Origin of the sequence: Pseudomonas sp. PSE1(2024), assembly GCF_050990555.1 — a bacterium.
Classification (GTDB): Bacteria; Pseudomonadota; Gammaproteobacteria; order Pseudomonadales; family Pseudomonadaceae; genus Aquipseudomonas; species Aquipseudomonas aphyarum.
On record NZ_CP158967.1, the window covers coordinates 4,940,760 to 4,959,824 of the forward strand.

The 19,065-nt window shown below is 59.6% G+C and carries 19 protein-coding genes and 1 pseudogene; 7 read left to right on the forward strand and 13 right to left on the reverse strand.

The genetic code is table 11. From position 1 onward, the window contains the following. Positions 1-97: 97 nt before the first annotated feature. A complete protein-coding gene (locus ABTV87_RS22430) occupies positions 98-1,450 on the reverse strand; it encodes a GntP family permease (RefSeq protein WP_007951120.1) in 1,353 nt (450 codons plus the stop codon). An 82-nt stretch (positions 1,451-1,532) separates the two neighbouring features. Beyond that, the gene (locus ABTV87_RS22435; RefSeq protein ID WP_007951121.1) at positions 1,533-2,066 is read right to left on the reverse strand and encodes a gluconokinase; all 534 of its coding nucleotides are present in this window, start codon (positions 2,064-2,066) and stop codon (positions 1,533-1,535) included. Between the two features lie 216 nt (positions 2,067-2,282). Here ABTV87_RS22435 and ABTV87_RS22440 point away from each other — a divergent pair, with 216 nt between their 5' ends. Further along, complete coding sequence (locus tag ABTV87_RS22440) at positions 2,283-3,314, forward strand: LacI family DNA-binding transcriptional regulator (protein WP_039766142.1); 1,032 nt, start codon at positions 2,283-2,285, stop codon at positions 3,312-3,314. A gap of 142 nt (positions 3,315-3,456) precedes the next feature. Here the strand turns inward: ABTV87_RS22440 and ABTV87_RS22445 are convergent, their stop codons facing one another. Continuing rightward, positions 3,457-4,329: a LysR family transcriptional regulator gene (locus tag ABTV87_RS22445; RefSeq protein WP_127799504.1), complete on the reverse strand. Its 873-nt coding sequence runs from the start codon at positions 4,327-4,329 to the stop codon at positions 3,457-3,459. Positions 4,330-4,450: 121 nt separating this feature from the next. Between ABTV87_RS22445 and ABTV87_RS22450 the strand changes: the two genes are divergently transcribed. From ABTV87_RS22450 to ABTV87_RS22460, 3 genes are all read left to right on the forward strand, one after another. Then, entirely contained in the window at positions 4,451-4,891 is a 441-nt protein-coding gene (locus ABTV87_RS22450) for a PACE efflux transporter (RefSeq protein ID WP_064598890.1), read from the forward strand. Positions 4,892-5,016: 125 nt separating this feature from the next. Continuing rightward, complete coding sequence (locus tag ABTV87_RS22455) at positions 5,017-6,438, forward strand: MFS transporter (RefSeq protein WP_433898378.1); 1,422 nt, start codon at positions 5,017-5,019, stop codon at positions 6,436-6,438. A gap of 151 nt (positions 6,439-6,589) precedes the next feature. Further along, positions 6,590-7,156, forward strand: coding sequence for a hypothetical protein (locus ABTV87_RS22460; protein ID WP_433898379.1), 567 nt, complete (start codon positions 6,590-6,592; stop codon positions 7,154-7,156). Positions 7,157-7,228: 72 nt separating this feature from the next. Here ABTV87_RS22460 and ABTV87_RS22465 read toward each other — a convergent pair whose 3' ends face one another. The 6 genes and pseudogenes from ABTV87_RS22465 to ABTV87_RS22490 all read right to left on the reverse strand — a co-directional run bounded on the left by ABTV87_RS22465 (position 7,229) and on the right by ABTV87_RS22490 (position 12,497). After that, the gene (locus ABTV87_RS22465; protein ID WP_371320920.1) at positions 7,229-7,768 is read right to left on the reverse strand and encodes a methyl-accepting chemotaxis protein; all 540 of its coding nucleotides are present in this window, start codon (positions 7,766-7,768) and stop codon (positions 7,229-7,231) included. A 57-nt stretch (positions 7,769-7,825) separates the two neighbouring features. Next, positions 7,826-8,548 (reverse strand): annotated as a pseudogene (locus ABTV87_RS22470) (PAS domain-containing protein); the annotation flags it as partial. 525 nt (positions 8,549-9,073) lie between these two features. Continuing rightward, positions 9,074-10,087 (reverse strand): ABC transporter substrate-binding protein, encoded by a 1,014-nt coding sequence (locus ABTV87_RS22475; RefSeq protein WP_134022933.1) that lies wholly within the window; start codon positions 10,085-10,087, stop codon positions 9,074-9,076. Next, positions 10,084-10,629, reverse strand: coding sequence for a sigma-70 family RNA polymerase sigma factor (locus ABTV87_RS22480; RefSeq protein ID WP_433898380.1), 546 nt, complete (start codon positions 10,627-10,629; stop codon positions 10,084-10,086). The genes ABTV87_RS22475 and ABTV87_RS22480 overlap by 4 nt, the downstream gene beginning before the upstream one ends. Positions 10,630-10,756: 127 nt before the next feature. Then, positions 10,757-11,548 (reverse strand): phosphate/phosphite/phosphonate ABC transporter substrate-binding protein, encoded by a 792-nt coding sequence (locus tag ABTV87_RS22485; protein WP_433898381.1) that lies wholly within the window; start codon positions 11,546-11,548, stop codon positions 10,757-10,759. A 7-nt stretch (positions 11,549-11,555) separates the two neighbouring features. Further along, positions 11,556-12,497 carry a fatty acid desaturase gene (locus ABTV87_RS22490; RefSeq protein ID WP_433898382.1) on the reverse strand — a complete coding sequence of 314 codons (942 nt, stop codon included), beginning with the start codon at positions 12,495-12,497 and terminating at the stop codon, positions 11,556-11,558. Positions 12,498-12,834: 337 nt separating this feature from the next. On the opposite strand from ABTV87_RS22490, the gene ABTV87_RS22495 reads away from it, so the two are divergent. Both ABTV87_RS22495 and ABTV87_RS22500 read left to right on the forward strand, forming a co-directional pair. After that, positions 12,835-13,251, forward strand: coding sequence for a GNAT family N-acetyltransferase (locus tag ABTV87_RS22495; RefSeq protein ID WP_433898383.1), 417 nt, complete (start codon positions 12,835-12,837; stop codon positions 13,249-13,251). Between the two features lie 289 nt (positions 13,252-13,540). Further along, positions 13,541-14,503 (forward strand): IS110 family transposase, encoded by a 963-nt coding sequence (locus ABTV87_RS22500; RefSeq protein WP_433897948.1) that lies wholly within the window; start codon positions 13,541-13,543, stop codon positions 14,501-14,503. Between the two features lie 14 nt (positions 14,504-14,517). On the opposite strand, the gene def is transcribed toward ABTV87_RS22500, so the two are convergent. The 3 genes from def to ABTV87_RS22515 all read right to left on the reverse strand — a co-directional run bounded on the left by def (position 14,518) and on the right by ABTV87_RS22515 (position 16,379). Beyond that, on the reverse strand, positions 14,518-15,057 hold the full coding sequence (gene def, locus ABTV87_RS22505; protein ID WP_433898384.1) for a peptide deformylase: 540 nt from the start codon (positions 15,055-15,057) through the stop codon (positions 14,518-14,520). A 2-nt stretch (positions 15,058-15,059) separates the two neighbouring features. Then, entirely contained in the window at positions 15,060-16,010 is a 951-nt protein-coding gene (locus tag ABTV87_RS22510; protein WP_085606556.1) for a YihY/virulence factor BrkB family protein, read from the reverse strand. A 177-nt stretch (positions 16,011-16,187) separates the two neighbouring features. After that, positions 16,188-16,379, reverse strand: a complete 192-nt coding sequence (locus ABTV87_RS22515) for a CsbD family protein (protein ID WP_102687273.1) — start codon at positions 16,377-16,379, stop codon at positions 16,188-16,190. Positions 16,380-16,576: 197 nt separating this feature from the next. Between ABTV87_RS22515 and ABTV87_RS22520 the strand changes: the two genes are divergently transcribed. Then, entirely contained in the window at positions 16,577-16,954 is a 378-nt protein-coding gene (locus ABTV87_RS22520; RefSeq protein ID WP_007951149.1) for a hypothetical protein, read from the forward strand. 168 nt (positions 16,955-17,122) lie between these two features. Here the strand turns inward: ABTV87_RS22520 and fadD1 are convergent, their stop codons facing one another. Continuing rightward, complete coding sequence (gene fadD1 / locus ABTV87_RS22525) at positions 17,123-18,820, reverse strand: long-chain-fatty-acid--CoA ligase FadD1 (protein WP_433898385.1); 1,698 nt, start codon at positions 18,818-18,820, stop codon at positions 17,123-17,125. Positions 18,821-19,065 lie beyond the last annotated feature (245 nt).

Consider the following 19,065-nt stretch of genomic DNA (forward strand, 5'->3'; position numbering starts at 1 on the left):
GCAGAGCGTCCCGGGCTGCATTCCCACGCGGAGCGTGGGAACGATCTAGGCACAAAAAAACCGCATCGCTGCGGTTTTTTTGTGTCTTGCGTTCGGGTTAAACGAACAGCGACAACAACAGAATAAAGCCCAGACCCACCACCGACAGGATGGTTTCCATCGCTGTCCAGGTCTTGAAGGTCTCGGCCACGGTCATGTTGAAGTACTGCTTCACCAGCCAGAAACCGGCGTCGTTGACGTGGGACAGGATCAGGGAACCGGCACCGGTGGCCAGCACCAGCAGCTCACGATTCACGCCCGGGATCATCCCGACCACCGGCACCACAATGCCCGCGCCCGTGATGGTCGCCACGGTGGCCGAACCGGTCGCGATACGGATCACCGCCGCCACCAGCCACGCCAGCAGGATCGGCGAGATTTGCGCGCTGACCGCCATGTGGCCGATCACGTCGCCCACGCCGCTGGTTACCAGCATCTGCTTGAAGCCACCGCCGGCACCGATGATCAGGATGATCGCGGCAGTTGGCGCCAGGCTCGCGTCGAGCCATTTGAGCATCTGCTGAGAACCGATGCCCTGCTTGTAGCCGAAGGTGTACAGCGACAGCAGCAATGCCAGCAGCAGCGCCGATATCGGGTGACCGATCATGTCCATCCAGGTGCGGAAGAAATGACCGTCCGGCAGCGCCACGTCAGCGAAGGTTTTCAGCAGCATCAGGAACACCGGCAGCAGCACGGTGACCAGAGTGATGCCGAAGCTTGGCAGCTCCTGCGAGTCCGACTCACGGGCCAGTTGATCCACCAGCTCCTGATTTGGCGTACCGGGAATGTGCTTGGCGATGAACGTACCGAAGATCGGGCCGGCGATGATGGCGGTCGGCAGCGCGACGATCAGACCGTACAGAATGGTCTTGCCGATGTCGGCACCGAACACGCCGATGGCCAGCAGTGGGCCCGGGTGCGGCGGCACCAGGCCGTGCACGGCGGACAGGCCGGCGAGCAGCGGGATACCGATCTTGATGATCGACACACCGGTGCGGCGAGCGACGATGAACACCAGCGGAATCAGCAGCACGAAGCCAATTTCGAAGAACAGCGGAATGCCCACCAGGAACGCGGCGAACATCATCGCCCACTGAACCTTGTCCTTGCCGAACGCGCGGATCAGGGTCTGGGCGATCTGATCGGCACCGCCGGATTCGGCCATCATCTTGCCGAGCATCGTACCCAACGCGAGGATGATGCCGACGAAACCGAGCACGCCACCGAAGCCGTCCTGGAACGCCTTGATGATGGTGCCGATCGGCATGCCGGACGTCAGGCCGAGGAACGCGGCGGCGATGGTCAGGGCAATGAAGGGATGAATCTTGAATTTGGTGATCAGGACGATGAGTCCGATCACCGTGACCACTGCATCGAGCAGCAGATAGGCGTCATGGGACATGCCAAACATTGGGGGTGTCTCCTGGTTTGTTGTTGTTATTAAAGCGGGTTAATCAGAAGTCGAAAGGACAGCGCTATCTTCGCAATCACACTCATACCGCCTGTTTCAGGCCATGGGCCTGCCACCAGACGTGGGCTTGCGATGCGAGTTCTTCCACGCTGTGGATCGAAGCATTCAGGGCCAGGGTCAACGGCTCGCCCTTGGGCGATTCGAGGGTGGCGAACTGGCTTTCGATCAAGGTGGCCGGCATGAAATGGCCCGGACGGTGGGACACGCGTTCGGCGGCCACTTCCGGCGTCAATTCGAGGAACACGAAGCCCAGGCCCGGCAAGGCGCTGCGCAGACGTTCGCGATAAATGTGCTTGAGGGCCGAGCAGGTCAACACCGGGCGTTCGCCAAGGGCATCGACGCGACGCAGTTCATCGCACAGGCTGTCGAGCCAGCCGGCACGGTCTTCGTCGTTCAGGGGGATCCCCGCGCTCATCTTTTCGATGTTCGCGGCCGGATGGAAAGTATCGCCTTCAATGGCAGTGGCGCCGCTCAATTGGCACAGGGCCTCGCTGACGCACGTCTTGCCGCAACCGGCAACGCCCATGATGACCAGGGCGGTGATGGGATGATTCATGTAACACCTCAGCGCGCAGACAGCGCTACCTTTGCTAGCTATGACTCTAGTGCACAGGCAGAAGTTGCCGACGCCTTCTTGTCGTTTTTTTGGGTTGCAGCAGGTTTTGTCGGTACGCCAAAAAGCGAGGATCAGGCAGGACCTCGCTTACGCATTTGCAGCTGCATAAGGACAGCGCTACCTTAGTGCCTTGATTTTTGTTTGGCAAGCCGCCCGATGACCACCCCTAAAAACGATAAAAACACCCGCACCACCGGCCGTCCCACCCTTAATGAAGTCGCCCGCCTGGCCGGCGTCAGCCCGATTACCGCCTCCCGCGCCCTGCGTGGGGTCAGCACGGTTGCCACTGAATTGGTGGAAAAAGTCCAGAAAGCCGCGCTGGAACTCAACTATGTGGTCAACCCCGCCGCCCGCGCCCTGGCCTCGGCCCAGAGCCATTCGGTGGTGGTTCTGGTGCCTTCGCTGTCCAACCTTTTGTTCATCGACACCCTGGAAGCCATTCATCGGGTGCTCACGCCCAAAGGCTTCGAAGTGCTGATCGGCAACTTCCACTATTCCCGCGATGAAGAAGAAAACCTGCTGCGCAACTACATGGCCTATCAGCCACGCGGTTTGCTGCTGACCGGTTTCGACCGTACTGAAAGTTCGCGGCGGATGATCGAGGCCAGCAACATTCCCTGCGTGTACATGATGGAGCTGGACAGCGCCGCCGGGGTGAACTGCGTCGGTTTCTCGCAGCTCAGCGCCGGCGAAACGGCTGCCGAGCACTTGCTGTCCCGTGGCCGCAAGCGTCTGGCGTACATCGGCGCGCAGCTCGATCAGCGCACCCTGCTGCGCGGTGAAGGCTTTCGCAAAGCGTTGCAGAAGGCCGGCCGTTACGACCCGGATCTGGAAGTGTTGACCCCGCGCTCATCGTCCGTGGGCCTGGGCGGCGAGTTGTTCCTGCAACTGCTGGCGGCGCATCCGGATGTCGATGCGATCTTCTTCGGCAACGACGACCTGGCTCAGGGCGCTTTGCTCGAAGCGCTGCGCAACGGGATCAGGATCCCCGAGCAAGTGGCGATCCTCGGCTTCAACGACCTACCGATGTCGGAACACATGGTGCCGCGCCTGAGCAGCATCAACACGCCCCGCGAAGCGATCGGCAAACGTGCGGCGGAGCAGATGCTGACGCTGATGGCCGGCAACAGCGTGGCGCGTCCGGTCGAGGACATGGGCTTCGAACTGAAGATTCGCGAGAGCACCTGACCCCTGAGCCCCCTGTTTGATCGTTCCCACGCTCTGCGTGGGAATGCCTCAACGGACGCTCCGCGTTCGGCTCTGGAAGGGACGCGGAGCGTCCCGGGCTGCATTCCCACGCGGAGCGTGGGAACGATCAACCGCCTAATGATCACTTCCCAAGCAACTCCACCAGAGCCAGCGCGCCCTTCTGCAGCGGCTGGCTCTTGAGCCACACCGCGTGCACCGGCAGCACCAGGCCGTTTTCGATGTTGCGAAAATTCAGCCGTTTCAGCCGACCGCTATCGAGCCACGGCTGCACCACCGATAACGGAAAATTGCCCCAGCCCAATCCCGCCTCGACCATTTCCAGCGCTGTTTCCAGGTTATCGGTGCGCCAGTGGGACTCGGCCACCAGCGGCCGGGTTTCGCTGATCGGCAAGTCGCGACTGCCGACCACGATCTGCCGCACATGCACCAGATCCTCGAGAAACAGATCCTGCCCCTGCAACAACGGGCTGTCCGCCGCCAGCGTGGCGATCATCCTTTCGCTGCCGACGAACTGAAAACGCTCCAGCACATTCACGCTCAACCCGGCGAACGCCAGACACACGCTCACCCGGCCGCTGTGGAGCATCGCCAGCACATCGTCCTGCGGTGCGGTCAGCACTTCGATGTCGAGCAGCGGATGGCGCTCGCTGAGGTCCTTGATCGCCGTCAGCAACCGTCGGCGATCGATATCCGCCGCTACACCAATCGACAACTTGCTCTCCAGCCCCAGCGACAACTGCACCGCATGCACCTGCAATTGCTTGAGCTGATCGGCGATCAACCGCGCATGGGGCACCAGCGACAATGCCATCGCCGTGGGTTGGGGTTCGCGATGGCTGCGATCAAACAGCGAGTAACCGAGATCGGCCTCGAGATTGCCGATGGCCATGCTCACCGCCGACGGGACTTTGCCCAATGCCCTGGCCGCGGCAGAAAACGAGCCGCGTTCGATCACCGCGAGAAACAGCTCGATGCTTTCGCTGTTGAAATTCACTTCTCACACCTATCAATAAAACTGAAAGCTACTGACTTTTTCTGTCACCTCTATTGAAGCTATCTTTCGTCGCCTTCGCCAGCCCCACTGGCCAAAAGTCGCAAGAAAGAGGCAATTCCCCATGCAAGGCGTCAAACGCAAACTGGTCTATGTGTCGCTCTATGAAGTGATCGGCATGACCTTCTCGGCCCTCGGCCTGGCCCTGTTGTCCGGCACTTCGCCCGGCAGCACCGGCCCGCTGGCGGTGATCATCACCACCATCGCCGTGACCTGGAACTTCATTTACACCTCGCTGTTCGAGCGCTGGGAAAGCCGCCAGGTGTCGCGAACCCGCACGGTGAAACGGCGTATCGCCCACGCCGTCGGGTTCCAGCTGACGCTGATCGTGTTCCTGATTCCGCTGATCGCGTGGTGGATGAACATCAGTCTGGTGCAGGCCTTTTTGCTGGATCTGGCGCTGATCGTGTTCATCCCTTGCTACACCTTCGCGTTCAACTGGCTGTTCGATAAGGTGTTCGGTCTTCCGGCCTCGGCATTGCCGGATCCGCAGCCCGCGACATAAATCGTTAATTGGTAAGCGGATATTGCAAGAAATCGGCGGTTTTCCCTCACCAACCGCCGATATAAACAATCCTTGATTTCCGATAGCAGGCTAAGCTTTTCCATCAATAAAAAATGGATCTGCCCATGACTGCACACGCCCCCGCCGCGCAACGCGACGGCATCGACCCGATACGCGCCGCCGAGATTTCCGCCCGCATCGACCGCCTCCCGGCAGTCGCCACGATCTGGCGGCTGGTGGCGCTGCTGTCGATCGGTGGTTTCTTCGAACTGTACGACCTGTTCCAGACCGCCTACATCAGCCCCGGCCTGATCCGCGACGGCATTTTCGCCACCGGCAATCAGGGCGTTTTCGGTTTCTCCGATCAGGCCGCGTTCGCCTCGGCAACGTTCCTCGGTTTGTTTCTCGGCGCCAGCCTGCTGAGCCCGATGGCGGATCGGTTCGGGCGGCGCGCGATCTTCACCTTCGCGCTGGTCTGGTACACCGTGGCCACGGTGCTGATGGGCGTGCAGAGTTCGGCGCTGGGGATCATCTGCATGCGTTTTCTGGTGGGCATCGGCCTCGGCATCGAGCTGGTGACCATCGACGCCTACCTCTCGGAACTGGTGCCCAAACGCATGCGCAGTTCGGCGTTCGCCTTCGCGTTTTTCGTGCAGTTCCTGTCGGTGCCGGCGGTGGCATTGATGTCCTGGTGGTTGGTGCCACAGACGCCGTTCGGGGTGTCCGGTTGGCGTTGGGTGGTGTTGGCCAGCGCGGTGTTTGCGTTGTTCATCTGGTGGCTGCGCAAACGTCTGCCGGAGTCGCCTCGCTGGCTGGCCCAGCATGGCCGGTTCGATGAGGCCAACCGGATTCTCGACGGCATCGAGGCGCGCTGCGAAAAAGATCACCGCCAGCCACTGGACGCGCCGGAAGCGGTAGCCGTCGATGTCGAAGGCAAGGGTCGTTTCGCCGACATCTGGCAGCCACCGTACCGGCGCCGCGCGTTGATGCTGATTGTCTTCCACATCTTCCAGGCCATCGGTTTCTTCGGCTTCGGCAACTGGCTGCCGGCGCTGCTTTCCGGTCAGGGCGTCAGCGTCACTCACAGCCTGATGTACGCGTTCATCATCACCCTCGCCTACCCGCTCGGGCCGTTGCTGTTCGTGAAATTCGCCAACCGCTTCGAGAACAAGTGGCAGATCGTCGGCTCGGCCCTCGGCGCCATGACTTTCGGCACGTTGTTCGCGTTGCAGACCAGCGCCTTCGGCCTGATCTTCTGCGGCGTGATGATCACCTTCTGCAACGCCTGGCTGAGCTTCAGTTATCACTCCTATCAGAGCGAACTGTTCCCTACCAACATCCGCGCCCGGGCGGTGGGGTTCTGTTACTCGTTCAGTCGCTTGTCGACAGTGTTCAGCAGCCTGTTGATCGGTCTGTTCCTCGAGCACTTCGGTACGCCGGGCGTATTGGCGTTCATCGTCGCCAGCATGCTGATCGTGATGCTGACCATCGGTTATTTCGGCCCCCGCACCCGCAACCTGGCGCTGGAAAACATCGCCCATCGCTGACGGACAACGGTCATCCCCTGCCGCCCACCGGCAAGGGATGACCGCTTTGGCCGTTCACTTAAAAACAAACCATTGAAATAAAAGGACTTATTCGATAGGCACGGTAATTGCTGCCCAGGGCTGACAGTCATTACCTACAGGTTCATTCATCATGTTGGTCAGTGCAAAACAACAGCAAATCATCCACCTGCCCAAGCCGCTGAATGACGATGCAACCGCCACCGCAGCGGCCGGTCTGCAAGGCGGCCTGCACGGCGCGATGCTGCAGACCTTGCAAAACCAGGCCCAGGCGCAAACCGCCGAAGCCACCGCCAAAGTGCAGGAATCGGCCACTCAACTGGCGACCCAGCAAGTCAGCGAAGCCACGCGCATCAGCGACAACGTCGACGAAGCCTTCGCCAAGACCCGCGTCGCCCTGCAAACCTCCGATACTTCGTCGACCAAATCCTCAGGCTCGTCGGCCCTGGACGAGTTCAAGGACTACATGAGCAAAACGCCGGAACAGCGTCTGCGCGACAGTATCCTCAAGGAAATGGGCCTGACCGAAGACGACATCAAAGCCATGCCGCCGGCTCAACAACTGGCCATCGGCAAAGAGATCGCCGAACGCCTGCAGGACAAGATGAAGCTGGCCGAAGCCGAGAAGCAGAACAAACAAGATGCCAACTCGGCGAAGATCAGCGACGAGTCGGCAGACAAGTTCCTCGCTTCGCTCTGATTCGCCTCGCTCTGAAAAGCGGCTCAATAAAAAGGATCCCCACGGGGATCCTTTTTTTCAGCCGTGAAACCGTCAGTTCAACTGCAACGTCTCGTTGAACTGACTGATCGCATCCACAACATGCCGCGAGCCCTGCTGAATCTCCCGGATCGCGTCGCCCGCCTCGTTCGCCAGTTCCACACCGAGCCCGGTGCGGCTCAGGCTCGACTGCATGCTCGACACCGCACTCAATGACAACTCGTGGTTCTTGCGCACCACATCGACGATCTCCAGGGTTGCCTGACTGGTCCGCGCCGCGAGACTGCGCACCTCGTCCGCCACCACCGCAAAACCACGCCCGTGCTCACCCGCCCGCGCCGCCTCGATGGCCGCGTTCAGCGCCAGCAGGTTGGTCTGGTCGGCAATTCCGCGAATGGTCTGAACGATGGTGCCGATGATGTCCGACTGCTTGCTCACCGCATCGATGCTCAACGCCGCTTCGTTGAGGTCGCGGGAAATGTCCTGAATGATCTGCACCGTTTGCTGCACGACCTGTGAGCCTTTTTGCGCGCAGGCGTCGTTTTGTACCGAAGTGCTGTGGGCCGATTCGGCAGCGGTCTGCAAGGTGGTCATCTGGTGAGTGATGTCGCTGGCGAACTTCACCACTTTGTACAACCGGCCCTTGGCGTCGAACAGCGGGTTGTACGAGGCTTCGAGGTAAACGGTCTGCCCGGACTTGTTCTTGCGCTCGAACCGGTGCGAGTGATATTCGCCGCGATTGAGCGATGCCCAGAACGCCTTGTACTGCGCGGACTCGGCCTCGACCCGGTGACAGAACAGACTGTGGTGATGGCCGACGATTTCGTTGAGCGAGTACTGCATGGTCTTGAGGAAGTTGTCGTTGGCCGTGATCACATTGCCTTCCGGAGTGAACTCGATCACTGCCATCGACCGGCCGATGGCAGCGAGCATGCTTTCTTCTTCCTTTTCCTTGTTCACGCGCGCCGTTATGTCCGACGCCACTTTGATCACGCTTCTGACTTGTTTGTCCGGGCCATACACCGGCATGTAACTGGCTTCGAGCCAGATCTCCCGACCGCTTTTGTTCAAGCGCAGGAAAGTACCGCTGATGGGTTCGCCCCGGGCCAGGTCACGCCACAACTTGGCGTATTCCTCGCTGCGGTAAAACGCTTCTTCACAAAAGATCCGGTGATGTTTGCCACGCACTTCTTCGGCGCTGTAGCCCATGGTCTTGCAGAAGTTGTCATTGGCATCCAGAACGATGCCCTCGGGGGTGAATTCGATCATTGCCATCGAACGGCTGATCGCCGCCAACTTGGCGTTGGCTTCGGTCAGGGCACAACTGAAGCGTTCGATTTCCTGCAGGTCAGCCTTGTGATGTAGGTTGAACATGTCTCTATCACCTTCCGCGCGGTTCTTTGATTTGATGAAAGTTCAGGTCTTTCAGAATCCACCACTACGTTCCACAGAACAGGCACACGCATTCCTCCACAGGAGGAAGTTGTCAGGTGATAAACGATGATTAATCAAAGAGTCCATGCAGCGACGCTCTAATCAAGACATCCTTCTCTTGATAGCCCGCGGGCGGGCCATTCCTAACATGCAGAAGAACTTCCATTTAAAAACAGCTCCTTGTCGGTCAAGTGTCGGTGCCTTGGATTGCGCACTCTGGCAGCTTTGTTCACGGCTAACCGATTGCCGTCGGAGCGCTTTGAATGGCGGTCGACATAGTTAGTTATGAATGAGCATAGACAGCGCGAGGCCTTGCGCAATGCCACTAGTCGGCCAGTAATGCGGGAGTTCGGACAGGAAGCGGACGAGAAACGGTTCAGCGAATTTGTTTTGTTTGATCTACCGCTTTCGCGAGCAAGCTCGCGAAGACGGAGTAACAGCCGCTACAGAAATATCAGAAAAGAACTACAGACTCCCGCTCACCTTATTTGCCACATCACCCGGCACCCAGGGCTTCCACACTTGCGGCTGGTCGCGCAGAAACGCTTCGGCGACCTGGCGTGGTTGCTGGCGCTTCTCGCTCATCCCGGCCAGGGTCTGGTTCAGCAGATCGATCGGCAAATCGACTTTTTCAAAGAACGTCACCAACTCCGGGTACTGCGCCTTGAACGGCGCCGATACGCCAATCGCCAGGCTAGCCGGCATCGAGCGGGTGCCTTTCGGATTGGGATTGTTGGCGTCGGCCAGGGTTTTCCAGGCTTCGGCATCGAACGGCGGCTCCTCCAGTTTCACCAGTTTGAAGCGACCGAGCAGCGGCGTCGGCGACCAGTAGTAGAACAGCACCGGTTTGCCGCGCTTGATCGACGACGCCACCTCGGCATCCAGCGCCGCGCCGGAGCCGGTGCGGAAGTTGACGAAGCTGTCGTTCAGCGCATAGGCCTTGAGCTTCTGGCTGTTGACGATTTCCGAGGTCCAGCCGGTCGGGCTGTTGAGGAAACGCCCACGGCTCGGGTCTTCCGGATCCTTGAACACATCCTTGTAGCGCGGCAGGTCGGCCACCGATTTCAGTTCAGGTGCCAGCGGTTTGATCCCGCGCTCGGGGTCGCCCTTGATCACGTATTCCGGCACCCACCAGCCTTCGGTCGCGCCTTTTACCGTGTCACCGAGGCCGAACACCTTGCCCTCGGCGGCAGCCTTGACCCACGCCGGACTGCGCCCGGCCCACTCTTCGCCGATCACTTGAATATCGTTTTTCGCCAGCGCCGCTTCGAGGCTGACGGTGCTGCCCGGCAGCGTGTCGGTCGGGTAGCCGTAGCCTTTTTCGACGATCAGACGCAGCACTTCGGTGATGAAACTGCCGCTTTCCCAGGTGATGTCGCCGAAGTGGATCGGCGCGGTTTTTTCCGCTGCCACAACGTGGCCGGCAGTCAGGGTCAGGGCCAGCAGCGAACTGCCGAGCAGGGTTTTGATCGATCTCATGCGGACCTCTTGTTCTGGGAGGAAATCAGGGTTTGGTTGGCGCTATGGCGGTTGCACAGGGCCTGGGAACGGGTCATGTACATGCTCACCGAACGCTGGGAGATGCCCAGTTCGGCAGCGATTTGCGGGTAGGTCAGGCCGTCGAGGCGCGCCAGCAGAAAGGTCGAGCGCACCTTGCCCGGCAGGCGCTGAAGCGTGCGGTCCAAATGCTTGAGGCTCTGCGACAGGTCAGCGAGTTCTTCGGGAGACGGCGCGTGATCGAGGTCACTTTGTTGCAGTTGGTGCAGATGCCGACGCTCCAGATCGCCCCGCCGCCAGCGCTCGTACAGCAGGCGTTGAGCGATGGTGGTGAGCAAGGCGCGAGGTTCGCGGATGGCGGTCAGGCCCGGGGCTTCGAGCAGTTGCGCGAAGGTTTCGGCGGCGATGTCTTCGGCCGTGGCCGCATCATTCGATTGCCGACGCAGACGTGTGCACAACCACTGGTAGTGGTCGCGAAACAACGTCTTCACATGATTGCGATGGGATGAGTCGGCGCCGGACATGGGGGCTCCTTGGTAAAGGGTCGCTGAATGTCCGGTCGTCCGGTGGCGCGATCCTAGCAAGGTGCCTTATGCGTTAAAAATACTTAAAAAGAATTTTTATATTCCACTAGTGAATTACAAGAAGCCGCTAGCGCAAGCGGCCATAACCCAGCTCTTCGGCCTCGCGCTGGTAATCCAGCAGGACGAGGTAATCGCTTTCGCTGGCGGGCAGGACTTCAGGCACACCGAGGATGCGGGCCACATCCGGCAAGTCTTGAAGGCTGCGGTTCATGGCCCGGCGCAAATGCCCGATCTGCGCGTCGGTCGTGCTGGCAGCAGTAATGAAGGGCAAGGTCGGGCTGAATGCACTGCGCGCCACCACTCGCAATCCGCTGACCTCTGCGGCGGCGTACTGCGCCAGGTACGCAAAGGTCACGCTGTCGACGGCCGCCAGATCGGCACGGTCTTCGCGCAACCAGCGCAGGCTTTCGCGATGACCGCCACTGATGCCGACCGAAGCGAAAAACTGGCCGTCCCGGTGCAATGGGGCCAGGCGCTGACGAAACAGGTTCATGCCGCTGTTGGAATCTTCGCTGTTGATCACCCCGCGGCTGTCGAAGAACTCCGCCAGACTGCGGCGCGGATCATCGGCGCGGGCAAGGATCAGGCTGCAATGATTGCCGGCGCTGGCGTCCGGCAATTCGTAGCGCGGACGGCCGACAATCCTCACCTGCCCACGCAGCGCGGTCATCAACGGATAGCCGCAGGTCTGGGTCAGCAGCAACTCAGGCGAGCGCCAGAGTTCGAGCAGCGACAGGCCGTCGGCATCGAGCCGCGAACGGCCGAGGTGTTCGAGGATCCGCGCCAGCCACTGCTCGTTCGCCGCGCGGATCGGCTCGGGGGCGATGTACATCAACAGCTCTGCGTAACCTGACGTCATGGTGGCCTCAAATAAACGGATGCTGCGGGCTGTCGATCGGCTTGATGCCGTGCTGGCGCCACAATTGCCCATAACCTTGCACCAGAAATCCGCCGCTGCGCGCCACCCATTGCTCCCGGCGCATGCGGTAGGCCTCGGGCAAGTCGTACCACGAAAGCTTCGGCAAATCGTGGTGCACCAGATGGAAATTCAGGTTCAGAAACAGCCAGCGCCACGGCCATCCGGCTTCGTTGAGTACCGTGCGCTGCTCCGGTTGCGTGTGCGGCCGGTGTTCATAGTAGGAGCGAACCATCGCGATCGACAGCGCCGGCACGCTGATCAAAAACAGGTAATGCCACACCGGCAACACGCTGTAGCGGGCGATGAAAAACAGCATCAGCACGGTCAGGGCGCCGTGGGTCAGCCACATCAGCCAGGCCTGGCGCTCGCCGTTTTTCAGACGTTGCAACTCTTCACCGGCCAGCGCCAGCAACCCCAGCGGCGCGCCAAGAATGAAGCGGCCCAATACGGTCTTGTTCAGCCAGTGCAGGCTACGTTCGAACAGCGAACTGCCCTGCCAGCGTTCGGCACTCAGGTAACGGCTTTCGGGGTCGATACCGGGAATCGTCAGGTCTTCGTCGCGATGGTGCTGCAAATGGCTGTCGCGATAGAGCGTGTACGGATACCACACCGCGAATGGCGCGTAGCCGAGGACTTTGTTGACGAAGGTCCAGCGCGTCGGATGACCGTGGAGTAATTCGTGCTGCACCGACAGCCACAGTACCAGCAGCGGAATCAGCAGCAGCGTGCTCCACCAGACGCCGAGCCGTTCGCTGCCCAGCACAATCGCGAACCAGCCGCCGTAGACGCCGATCAGCAGCAGCCAGGTCGGCCACTCGGTGCGGGCGGTGAAGCGCTGGCGCAGGGTTTCGATTTGCTGACGATGCTGATCGTCAAAGTAATGGGCCATGGCGTTGCTCGGAAAAGGAGTCCATTCCTTCTGTGCAACGACAACGGAGATTCTTGCAGATTATTTTTGCAGGCTGATTTCAAGGACAAGGCGGGAGCCCGGATCCGGGCTCCCGAACGGCGTGATCAGTGGCCAAAGATGTCGACTTTCTTCGCCCTTTTCTCGTGGCGTTTTTCGATGGCGGTCTTGGCCGGTTTCTTCTTCGCGGCTTTCTTCGAATCCATACCTTTGGACATGATGCGTACTCCACTCAGAGGGGATGTGAGATCAGGTATACACCTATCCCGGCGGGCACGTTGTTTTATAATCCGCGGCTTTTGCACCGGCAGTCCGATTCATGACCGACATCCGTTTCAGCCAGCTCGACGACCTGTCCTGGCCCTTGATGAACAAGTTCTACCGCCAGCATCAATCGTCGATGAAAGCGGTGCGCGAGGCGCAATTGTGGGTGGCGCGGCGGGAGGAAATCGTGGCGGCGCTGTGCCTGCGACCTGTGTTCGGCGGGCATTGGCTGACCGGGCTGTTTGTTGATCCGGCGTGCCGAGAGCAAGGCATCGCTGCGCAGTTGATTGCCGAAGCGGTGCAGAGCGTCGAGGCGCCGGTGTGGCTGTTCTGCCACCCGGACCTGCGCGGTTTCTACGAGCGGCGCGGCTTCACCTTCGACCCCGCCCTGCCCCAGGCGATGGCCGAGCGCTTGAGCCGTTATGCGCGGAGCAAACCGATGATTGCCATGGAGCTTTTTGAACGCCGGTGATCCCCTGTGGGAGCGAGCTTGCTCGCGAATGCGGTCCATCAGCTGCGAATAAATTGACTGACATTGCGCTATCGCGAGCAAGCTCGCTTGTATGTTTAGACTTGAAGGGGTGGGCGGGACTAAAAGCTCGATTCCGACTCTAGCCAGTACGGACCGTGGGAGACTTCTCGTCCCGCCCTTTCTACCTAAAGCGCCGATAAGGAATTCATCGGTAAAACCGACGATAGAGGCAAGCCAGCGCTACGGTAGACCCCGACAAGCTCTTAAACCCTAGCTCCGAGGATTCGTCATGACAATCCTTACCTCGCCAACGGTGATTGGTGTCGATGTGGCCAAGGCCGAAATCGTTGTTTATCGCGAAGATCTGGAAATTACCCAGGTCATCAACAATGACCGCACGTCTGTAGGTCGTTGGCTGAAGACCTTGCCCGCACAAAGCTCGATCGCCCTGGAAGCCACTAATCTCTACCACCTGGACACGGCCGAACTGGCCCATGGTATGGGGCATCGGGTTTACGTCGTGGACCCTTACCGGGTGAGCCATTACCGCGAAAGCATCGGTCAGCGTGCAAAAACCGACCCTTGTGATGCACGTCTTCTGGCGCGTTATCTAACCAGTGAACAGCACCGGCTGCGGGTCTGGAGCCCACCACCACGGCACTACACGGTGTTGAAAAGTCTGCTTAACAAGCGTGCGCAGCTGATGAAGGCCCGAGTCAGTATCATGCTGAGCTGGTCAAACGAACCTCTCCTTGAAGATCTTTTGGCCCATGGGTTGGAGCATTTCAAACAGCTTGATCAGGCCATTCAGGAATTACTTCGCAAAGTCAGCCAAGAGGCCGGCATTAGCGAAAACATCAGACGCTGCAAAGCGATTGAAGGGATTGGTGAACTCACGGCAACGGGCTTGGCAACTACGTATATGCGAGGTGAGTTCCCCAGCGCCGATGCGTTCATCGCCTTTCTGGGAATGGATTTGAAGGCAAAGGACTCAGGCAAGAAACACAGTCCTCGCCACTTGAGCAAAAAAGGTGACGGGGAATTACGGCGTCTTGCACACAATGCAGCTATGGCAGCTTGTCGATCCCCTGTTTGGAAACCGTTCTATGAATCCTATCTGGCAAGAGGTCTGGCCAGAACCCAGGCCTTGGTCATCCTCGCCCGCAAGCTTTGCCGGGTGGCATTCGCCCTCATGAAAAATCAGAGCGAATACCAACCCAATTTAAGGTTGCAGGGTTCCCCTGCAACATAGAATCTCCCACAGGTTCAGTCGTCAGCGTGGGGATCGAGGTCCGGAAACATCACCTCGGTGAAACCGAACTTGCTGAAATCGGTAATGCGCGACGGGTACAGGCGCCCAATCAGGTGATCGCACTCATGCTGCACCACCCGCGCATGGAACCCCGAGGCCACACGCACAATCGGCTCGCCCTTGGGGTCGACGCCTTCGTAGCGGATCTGCTGGTAGCGATCCACCGCGCCCCGCAGGCCGGGCACCGACAGGCAGCCCTCAAAACCCTCTTCCATCAGCGGGCTGAGCGGCGTGATCAGCGGGTTGATCAGGATCGTCTGCGGCACCGCTTCGGCGTCCGGGTAACGCTCGCTGTGCTCGAAGCCGAAGATCACCAGTTGCAGATCAACGCCGATCTGCGGCGCGGCCAGGCCGACCCCGCCGACGCTTTCCATGGTCTGGAACATGTCGTCGATCAGTTGCCACAGTTCCGGACTGTCGAGCATTTCGGCGGGCACTGGCGGAGCGATGCGCAGCAGGCGTTCGTCGCCCATCTTCAGGATTTCACGGATCATGATCAGGCTTCGTCAGTGTTCGGCTTGAGCGAGTGATCGCGCCCAAGGCCGGAAACGTGTTGTTTGGGATGTTCATCGAGTTCGCCGGGGACTTTCTCGCCCGGATCCTTGCCCTCGCTGGACATGTGTTCGATCACCGCATTCATCTCTGCGCCGAGCAACAACACGGCGGCGGAAATGTAGAAATACAACAACAGCACGATGATCGCACCGATGCTGCCATACATGGCGTTGTAGTTGGCGAATGTCTTGACGTAGAACGCGAACCCCAGGGACGCGATGATCCATACCACCACCGCCAGCACCGAGCCCGGCGTGATGAAGCGAAATTCCTGTTTGACGTCGGGCATCACGTAGTAGATCAACGCCACGGCCACCATCATCAGGATCACGATCACCGGCCAGCGGGCGATCGTCCACAAGGTGACGATGACTTCTTCCAGCCCGACCTGCGCGGCGATCCAGCCCATCACCTGCGGCCCGAGCACCATCAGCGCCGCGGCCACCAGCAACATGCCGGCGATGCCGACGGTGTAGATGATCGACAGCGGAAAGCGCTTCCACAGGGGCCGGCCCTCGACCACGTCGTAGGCGGCGTTCATCGCGCTCATCATCAGGCGCACGCCGGCGGACGCGGTGTACAGGGCGATGACGATACCCACCGAAAGTAGGCCGCCCTTGGACTGCTGCAGTTGATCGATCACCGGGTTGACCTGTTCCAGCGCCTGGGGCGGCAACACCAGCTCCGATTGCAGGCGCAGCCAGGAGAAGAAGTCCGGCAGGTGCAGGAAACCGATCAGGGCAATCAGGAACAGAATGAACGGGAACAGCGAGAACAGCATCTGGTAGGCCAGTGCCGAGGCATAGGTCGACATCTCGTCGTCGACGAATTCAGTGACCGTGCGCACCATCACCCGGTGCAGGGGCAGACCTTTCATGTCCGGAAAAATCATTCGCGTCTCCTTTCGCCGCAAAACAGGTTGAAGTCGTGGCGACTCAGGGGCCGTTTTTCTCTCATCAAAGTAGCTTACTTGGCGACTTTGAAACACTGTGATCCGTGACCGCATATGAACGGGACACGAAAACGGCCATCCTTGGATGGCCGCTTCGTTGTTTCGTTCAAGGCTCTATCAAGCCTTGTCGACGCCTTTCTTGACCGCGTCCTTGGCTTTGCCCACCGCTTGCTGGGCCTCGCCTTTCTTCTCTTGCACTTTACCTTCGGCCTGCAGTTTGGTGTTGTCGGTGGCTTTGCCGACACCTTGCTTGATGTTGCCGACGGCTTCGTTGGCCATGCCTTTCACTTTATCGCTCGTGCTACCCATGGTGATTCTCCTTGGAACATTAACGGGGAAAGTCAGTACGTAATGATTGACTGGCCCGGTTTGCGCCAAGTTTCATTTATTTTCACGGCTTCATTTCGTCGCGACGTGCAGGTTGGGCTTTATGTTTGCGACCGTACCCCCGAGAATGCCCACCATAAGGGCGCCACGCGCCACAGAACCGATCCCGCAGGAATGTTATGAAACTCGATAAAAAGCAGGCCATCGCCCGTCGCAACCAGGAACTGGGCGGTGCCGTGCTCGGCACCAACAATTGCCACTTCGCCGAACTGAACCGCAACCGCAACATCTGGTGGTTCGACTTGCCGGTGTCGCGCCTGGCGATCGGTCAGTACGAGTGGATTCACCTGTTGATGCACACCCCGGCCACCGACGAACTGCTGCACCTGAAAGTGCCGACCGTGTTCCTTCGCGAGAAGCTCGAAGGCCTGGTGATCCGTAACGAAGGCAAGCGCAAGGCTGCCCTGAGCCTGGAACTGAGCGCCGACAAGGACTCGTACCTGCAGGACATGCGCCCGGCGGGCACCAATGTGAACTTCGCGCCGTTCCGCCAATAAGACACTCACGCTGATCGTTCCCACGTTCTGCGTGGGAATGCCGCCCCGGACGCTCCGCGTCCAGCACGGCAGGGACGCAGAGCGTCCCGGGATGCGTTACCACGCAGAGCGTGGGAACGATCAAGCGGTAAACCAACAAAAAGCCCCGCATCTGCGGGGCTTTTTGTTTTATGCGGCGGTCTTCGCCTTGATCTTCTTCAGCTCTTCGTCGCGCAGTTCGCGGCGCAGGATCTTGCCGACGTTGGTGGTCGGCAGCGCATCGCGGAACTCCACCGAACGCGGCACCTTGTAGCCGGTGACGTTGGCGCGCATGTGCTCCATCACCTGTTCCTTGGTCAGGGTGACGCCCGGTTTGGCGACGATGAAGATCTTGATCGCCTCGCCGGATTTCTCGTCCGGAATGCCGATGGCCGCGCACTGCAACACGCCCGGCAGGGCCGCCAGCACGTCTTCCAGTTCGTTCGGGTAGACGTTGAAACCGGAGACCAGAATCATGTCTTTCTTGCGATCGACGATGCGCATGTAGCCGTCCGGCTGGATCAGCGCGATGTCACCGGTTTTCAGCCAGCCTTCGCTGTCGAGCATTTCGTCGGTGGCTTCCTGACGCTGCCAGTAGCCCTTCATCACTTGCGGGCCCTTGACGCACAGTTCGCCGATTTCGCCCAGCGGCTGCTCGACACCGGCATCGTCGATGACTTTGCACAGGGTCGACGGCACCGGAATGCCGATGGTGCCGATCTGGATGTTCTGGATCGGGTTGACCGTGGCCACCGGGCTGGTTTCGGTCATGCCGTAACCTTCGCAGATCGGGCAACCGGTGACCGCTTTCCAGCGCTCGGCTGCTGCCAGTTGCAGGGCCATGCCGCCGGACAGGGTGACTTTCAGCGCCGAGAAATCCAGCTTGCGGAAACCTTCGTTGTTGCACAGGGCCACGAACAGCGTGTTGAGGCCGACGAAGCCGCTGAACTTCCACTTCGACAGTTCCTTGACCATCGCCGGCAGGTCGCGCGGGTTGCTGATCAGGATGTTGTGGTTGCCGATCAGCATCATCGCCATGCAATGAAAGGTGAACGCATAGATGTGGTACAGCGGCAGCGGGGTGATCAGGATCTCGCAACCTTCATTGAGGTTGGAACCCATCAGCGCCTTGCACTGCAGCATGTTGGCAACGAGGTTGCGATGGGTGAGCATCGCGCCCTTGGCTACGCCGGTGGTGCCGCCGGTGTATTGCAGCACCGCAACATCGCCGCTGTCCGGGTTGGCTTCGGCGACCGGCTGACCCTGGCCCTTGCTCAGCACGTCGTTGAACTTGACGGCTTTTGGCAGGTGATAGGCCGGAACCATTTTTTTCACGTACTTGATGACGCTGTTGATCAGCAGGCGCTTGATCGGCGGCAGCAGGTCGGCGACTTCGGTGACGATGACGTGTTTGACGCCGGTTTTCGGCACCACGGCTTCGGCCAGGTGCGCCATGTTCGCCAGGCACACCAGCGCCTTGGCACCGGAGTCGTTGAATTGGTGTTCCATTTCCCGCGCGGTGTACAGCGGGTTGGTGTTGACCACGATCAGCCCGGCGCGAATGGCACCGAAGACGGCGACCGGGTACTGCAACACGTTGGGCAGTTGCACGGCGATTCGATCACCGGGCTGCAAATCGGTATGCTGTTGCAGATAAGCGGCAAACGCACCGGACAATTCGTACAGTTCACCGTAGGTGATGGTCTTGCCCAGGTTGCTGAACGCCGGTTTGTCGGCGAAGCGTTGGCAGGATTGCTTCAACACTGCCTGAATATTCGGGTACTCGTCTGGATTGATGTCGGCAGCAATTCCAGCGGGGTACTTATCCTTCCAAAAGTCTTCGATCATGGAAGCCCACTCCTCAGCAACGCGAATTCAGCACCGCATTTGATGCGATTATTATTGGTGTTTGTTTATTGGTGAGTCTGGCTTTTTACAAGGCCGAGAAGTCACAAAGCGCGCCGAGAGTAGCAGCTTTGCCAAGGGTCGACTAGAGCCAAACGCGGCCCCTACAGTCATTTTAATGACTCAAGAACTACTGGCAGTCATTTTAGAGCAAAAATCCTATAACACCTTGAAAGTCCCGGTTTTCG

What these genes read in the sequence shown, in the direction of transcription:
- ABTV87_RS22475 (WP_134022933.1), bottom strand. Translation starts at nt 10,087, where the DNA reads ATGAGATCGATCAAAACCCTGCTCGGCAGTTCGCTGCTGGCCCTGACC.
- ABTV87_RS22450 (WP_064598890.1), top strand. Translation starts at nt 4,451, where the DNA reads ATGCAAGGCGTCAAACGCAAACTGGTCTATGTGTCGCTCTATGAAGTG.
- ABTV87_RS22440 (WP_039766142.1), top strand. Translation starts at nt 2,283, where the DNA reads ATGACCACCCCTAAAAACGATAAAAACACCCGCACCACCGGCCGTCCC.
- ABTV87_RS22490 (WP_433898382.1), bottom strand. Translation starts at nt 12,497, where the DNA reads ATGGCCCATTACTTTGACGATCAGCATCGTCAGCAAATCGAAACCCTG.
- ABTV87_RS22495 (WP_433898383.1), top strand. Translation starts at nt 12,835, where the DNA reads ATGACCGACATCCGTTTCAGCCAGCTCGACGACCTGTCCTGGCCCTTG.
- ABTV87_RS22500 (WP_433897948.1), top strand. Translation starts at nt 13,541, where the DNA reads ATGACAATCCTTACCTCGCCAACGGTGATTGGTGTCGATGTGGCCAAG.
- ABTV87_RS22480 (WP_433898380.1), bottom strand. Translation starts at nt 10,629, where the DNA reads ATGTCCGGCGCCGACTCATCCCATCGCAATCATGTGAAGACGTTGTTT.
- ABTV87_RS22460 (WP_433898379.1), top strand. Translation starts at nt 6,590, where the DNA reads ATGTTGGTCAGTGCAAAACAACAGCAAATCATCCACCTGCCCAAGCCG.
- ABTV87_RS22465 (WP_371320920.1), bottom strand. Translation starts at nt 7,768, where the DNA reads ATGACCACCTTGCAGACCGCTGCCGAATCGGCCCACAGCACTTCGGTA.
- ABTV87_RS22435 (WP_007951121.1), bottom strand. Translation starts at nt 2,066, where the DNA reads ATGAATCATCCCATCACCGCCCTGGTCATCATGGGCGTTGCCGGTTGC.
- ABTV87_RS22510 (WP_085606556.1), bottom strand. Translation starts at nt 16,010, where the DNA reads ATGATTTTTCCGGACATGAAAGGTCTGCCCCTGCACCGGGTGATGGTG.
- ABTV87_RS22455 (WP_433898378.1), top strand. Translation starts at nt 5,017, where the DNA reads ATGACTGCACACGCCCCCGCCGCGCAACGCGACGGCATCGACCCGATA.
- fadD1 (WP_433898385.1), bottom strand. Translation starts at nt 18,820, where the DNA reads ATGATCGAAGACTTTTGGAAGGATAAGTACCCCGCTGGAATTGCTGCC.
- ABTV87_RS22430 (WP_007951120.1), bottom strand. Translation starts at nt 1,450, where the DNA reads ATGTTTGGCATGTCCCATGACGCCTATCTGCTGCTCGATGCAGTGGTC.
- ABTV87_RS22485 (WP_433898381.1), bottom strand. Translation starts at nt 11,548, where the DNA reads ATGACGTCAGGTTACGCAGAGCTGTTGATGTACATCGCCCCCGAGCCG.
- ABTV87_RS22520 (WP_007951149.1), top strand. Translation starts at nt 16,577, where the DNA reads ATGAAACTCGATAAAAAGCAGGCCATCGCCCGTCGCAACCAGGAACTG.
- ABTV87_RS22515 (WP_102687273.1), bottom strand. Translation starts at nt 16,379, where the DNA reads ATGGGTAGCACGAGCGATAAAGTGAAAGGCATGGCCAACGAAGCCGTC.
- def (WP_433898384.1), bottom strand. Translation starts at nt 15,057, where the DNA reads ATGATCCGTGAAATCCTGAAGATGGGCGACGAACGCCTGCTGCGCATC.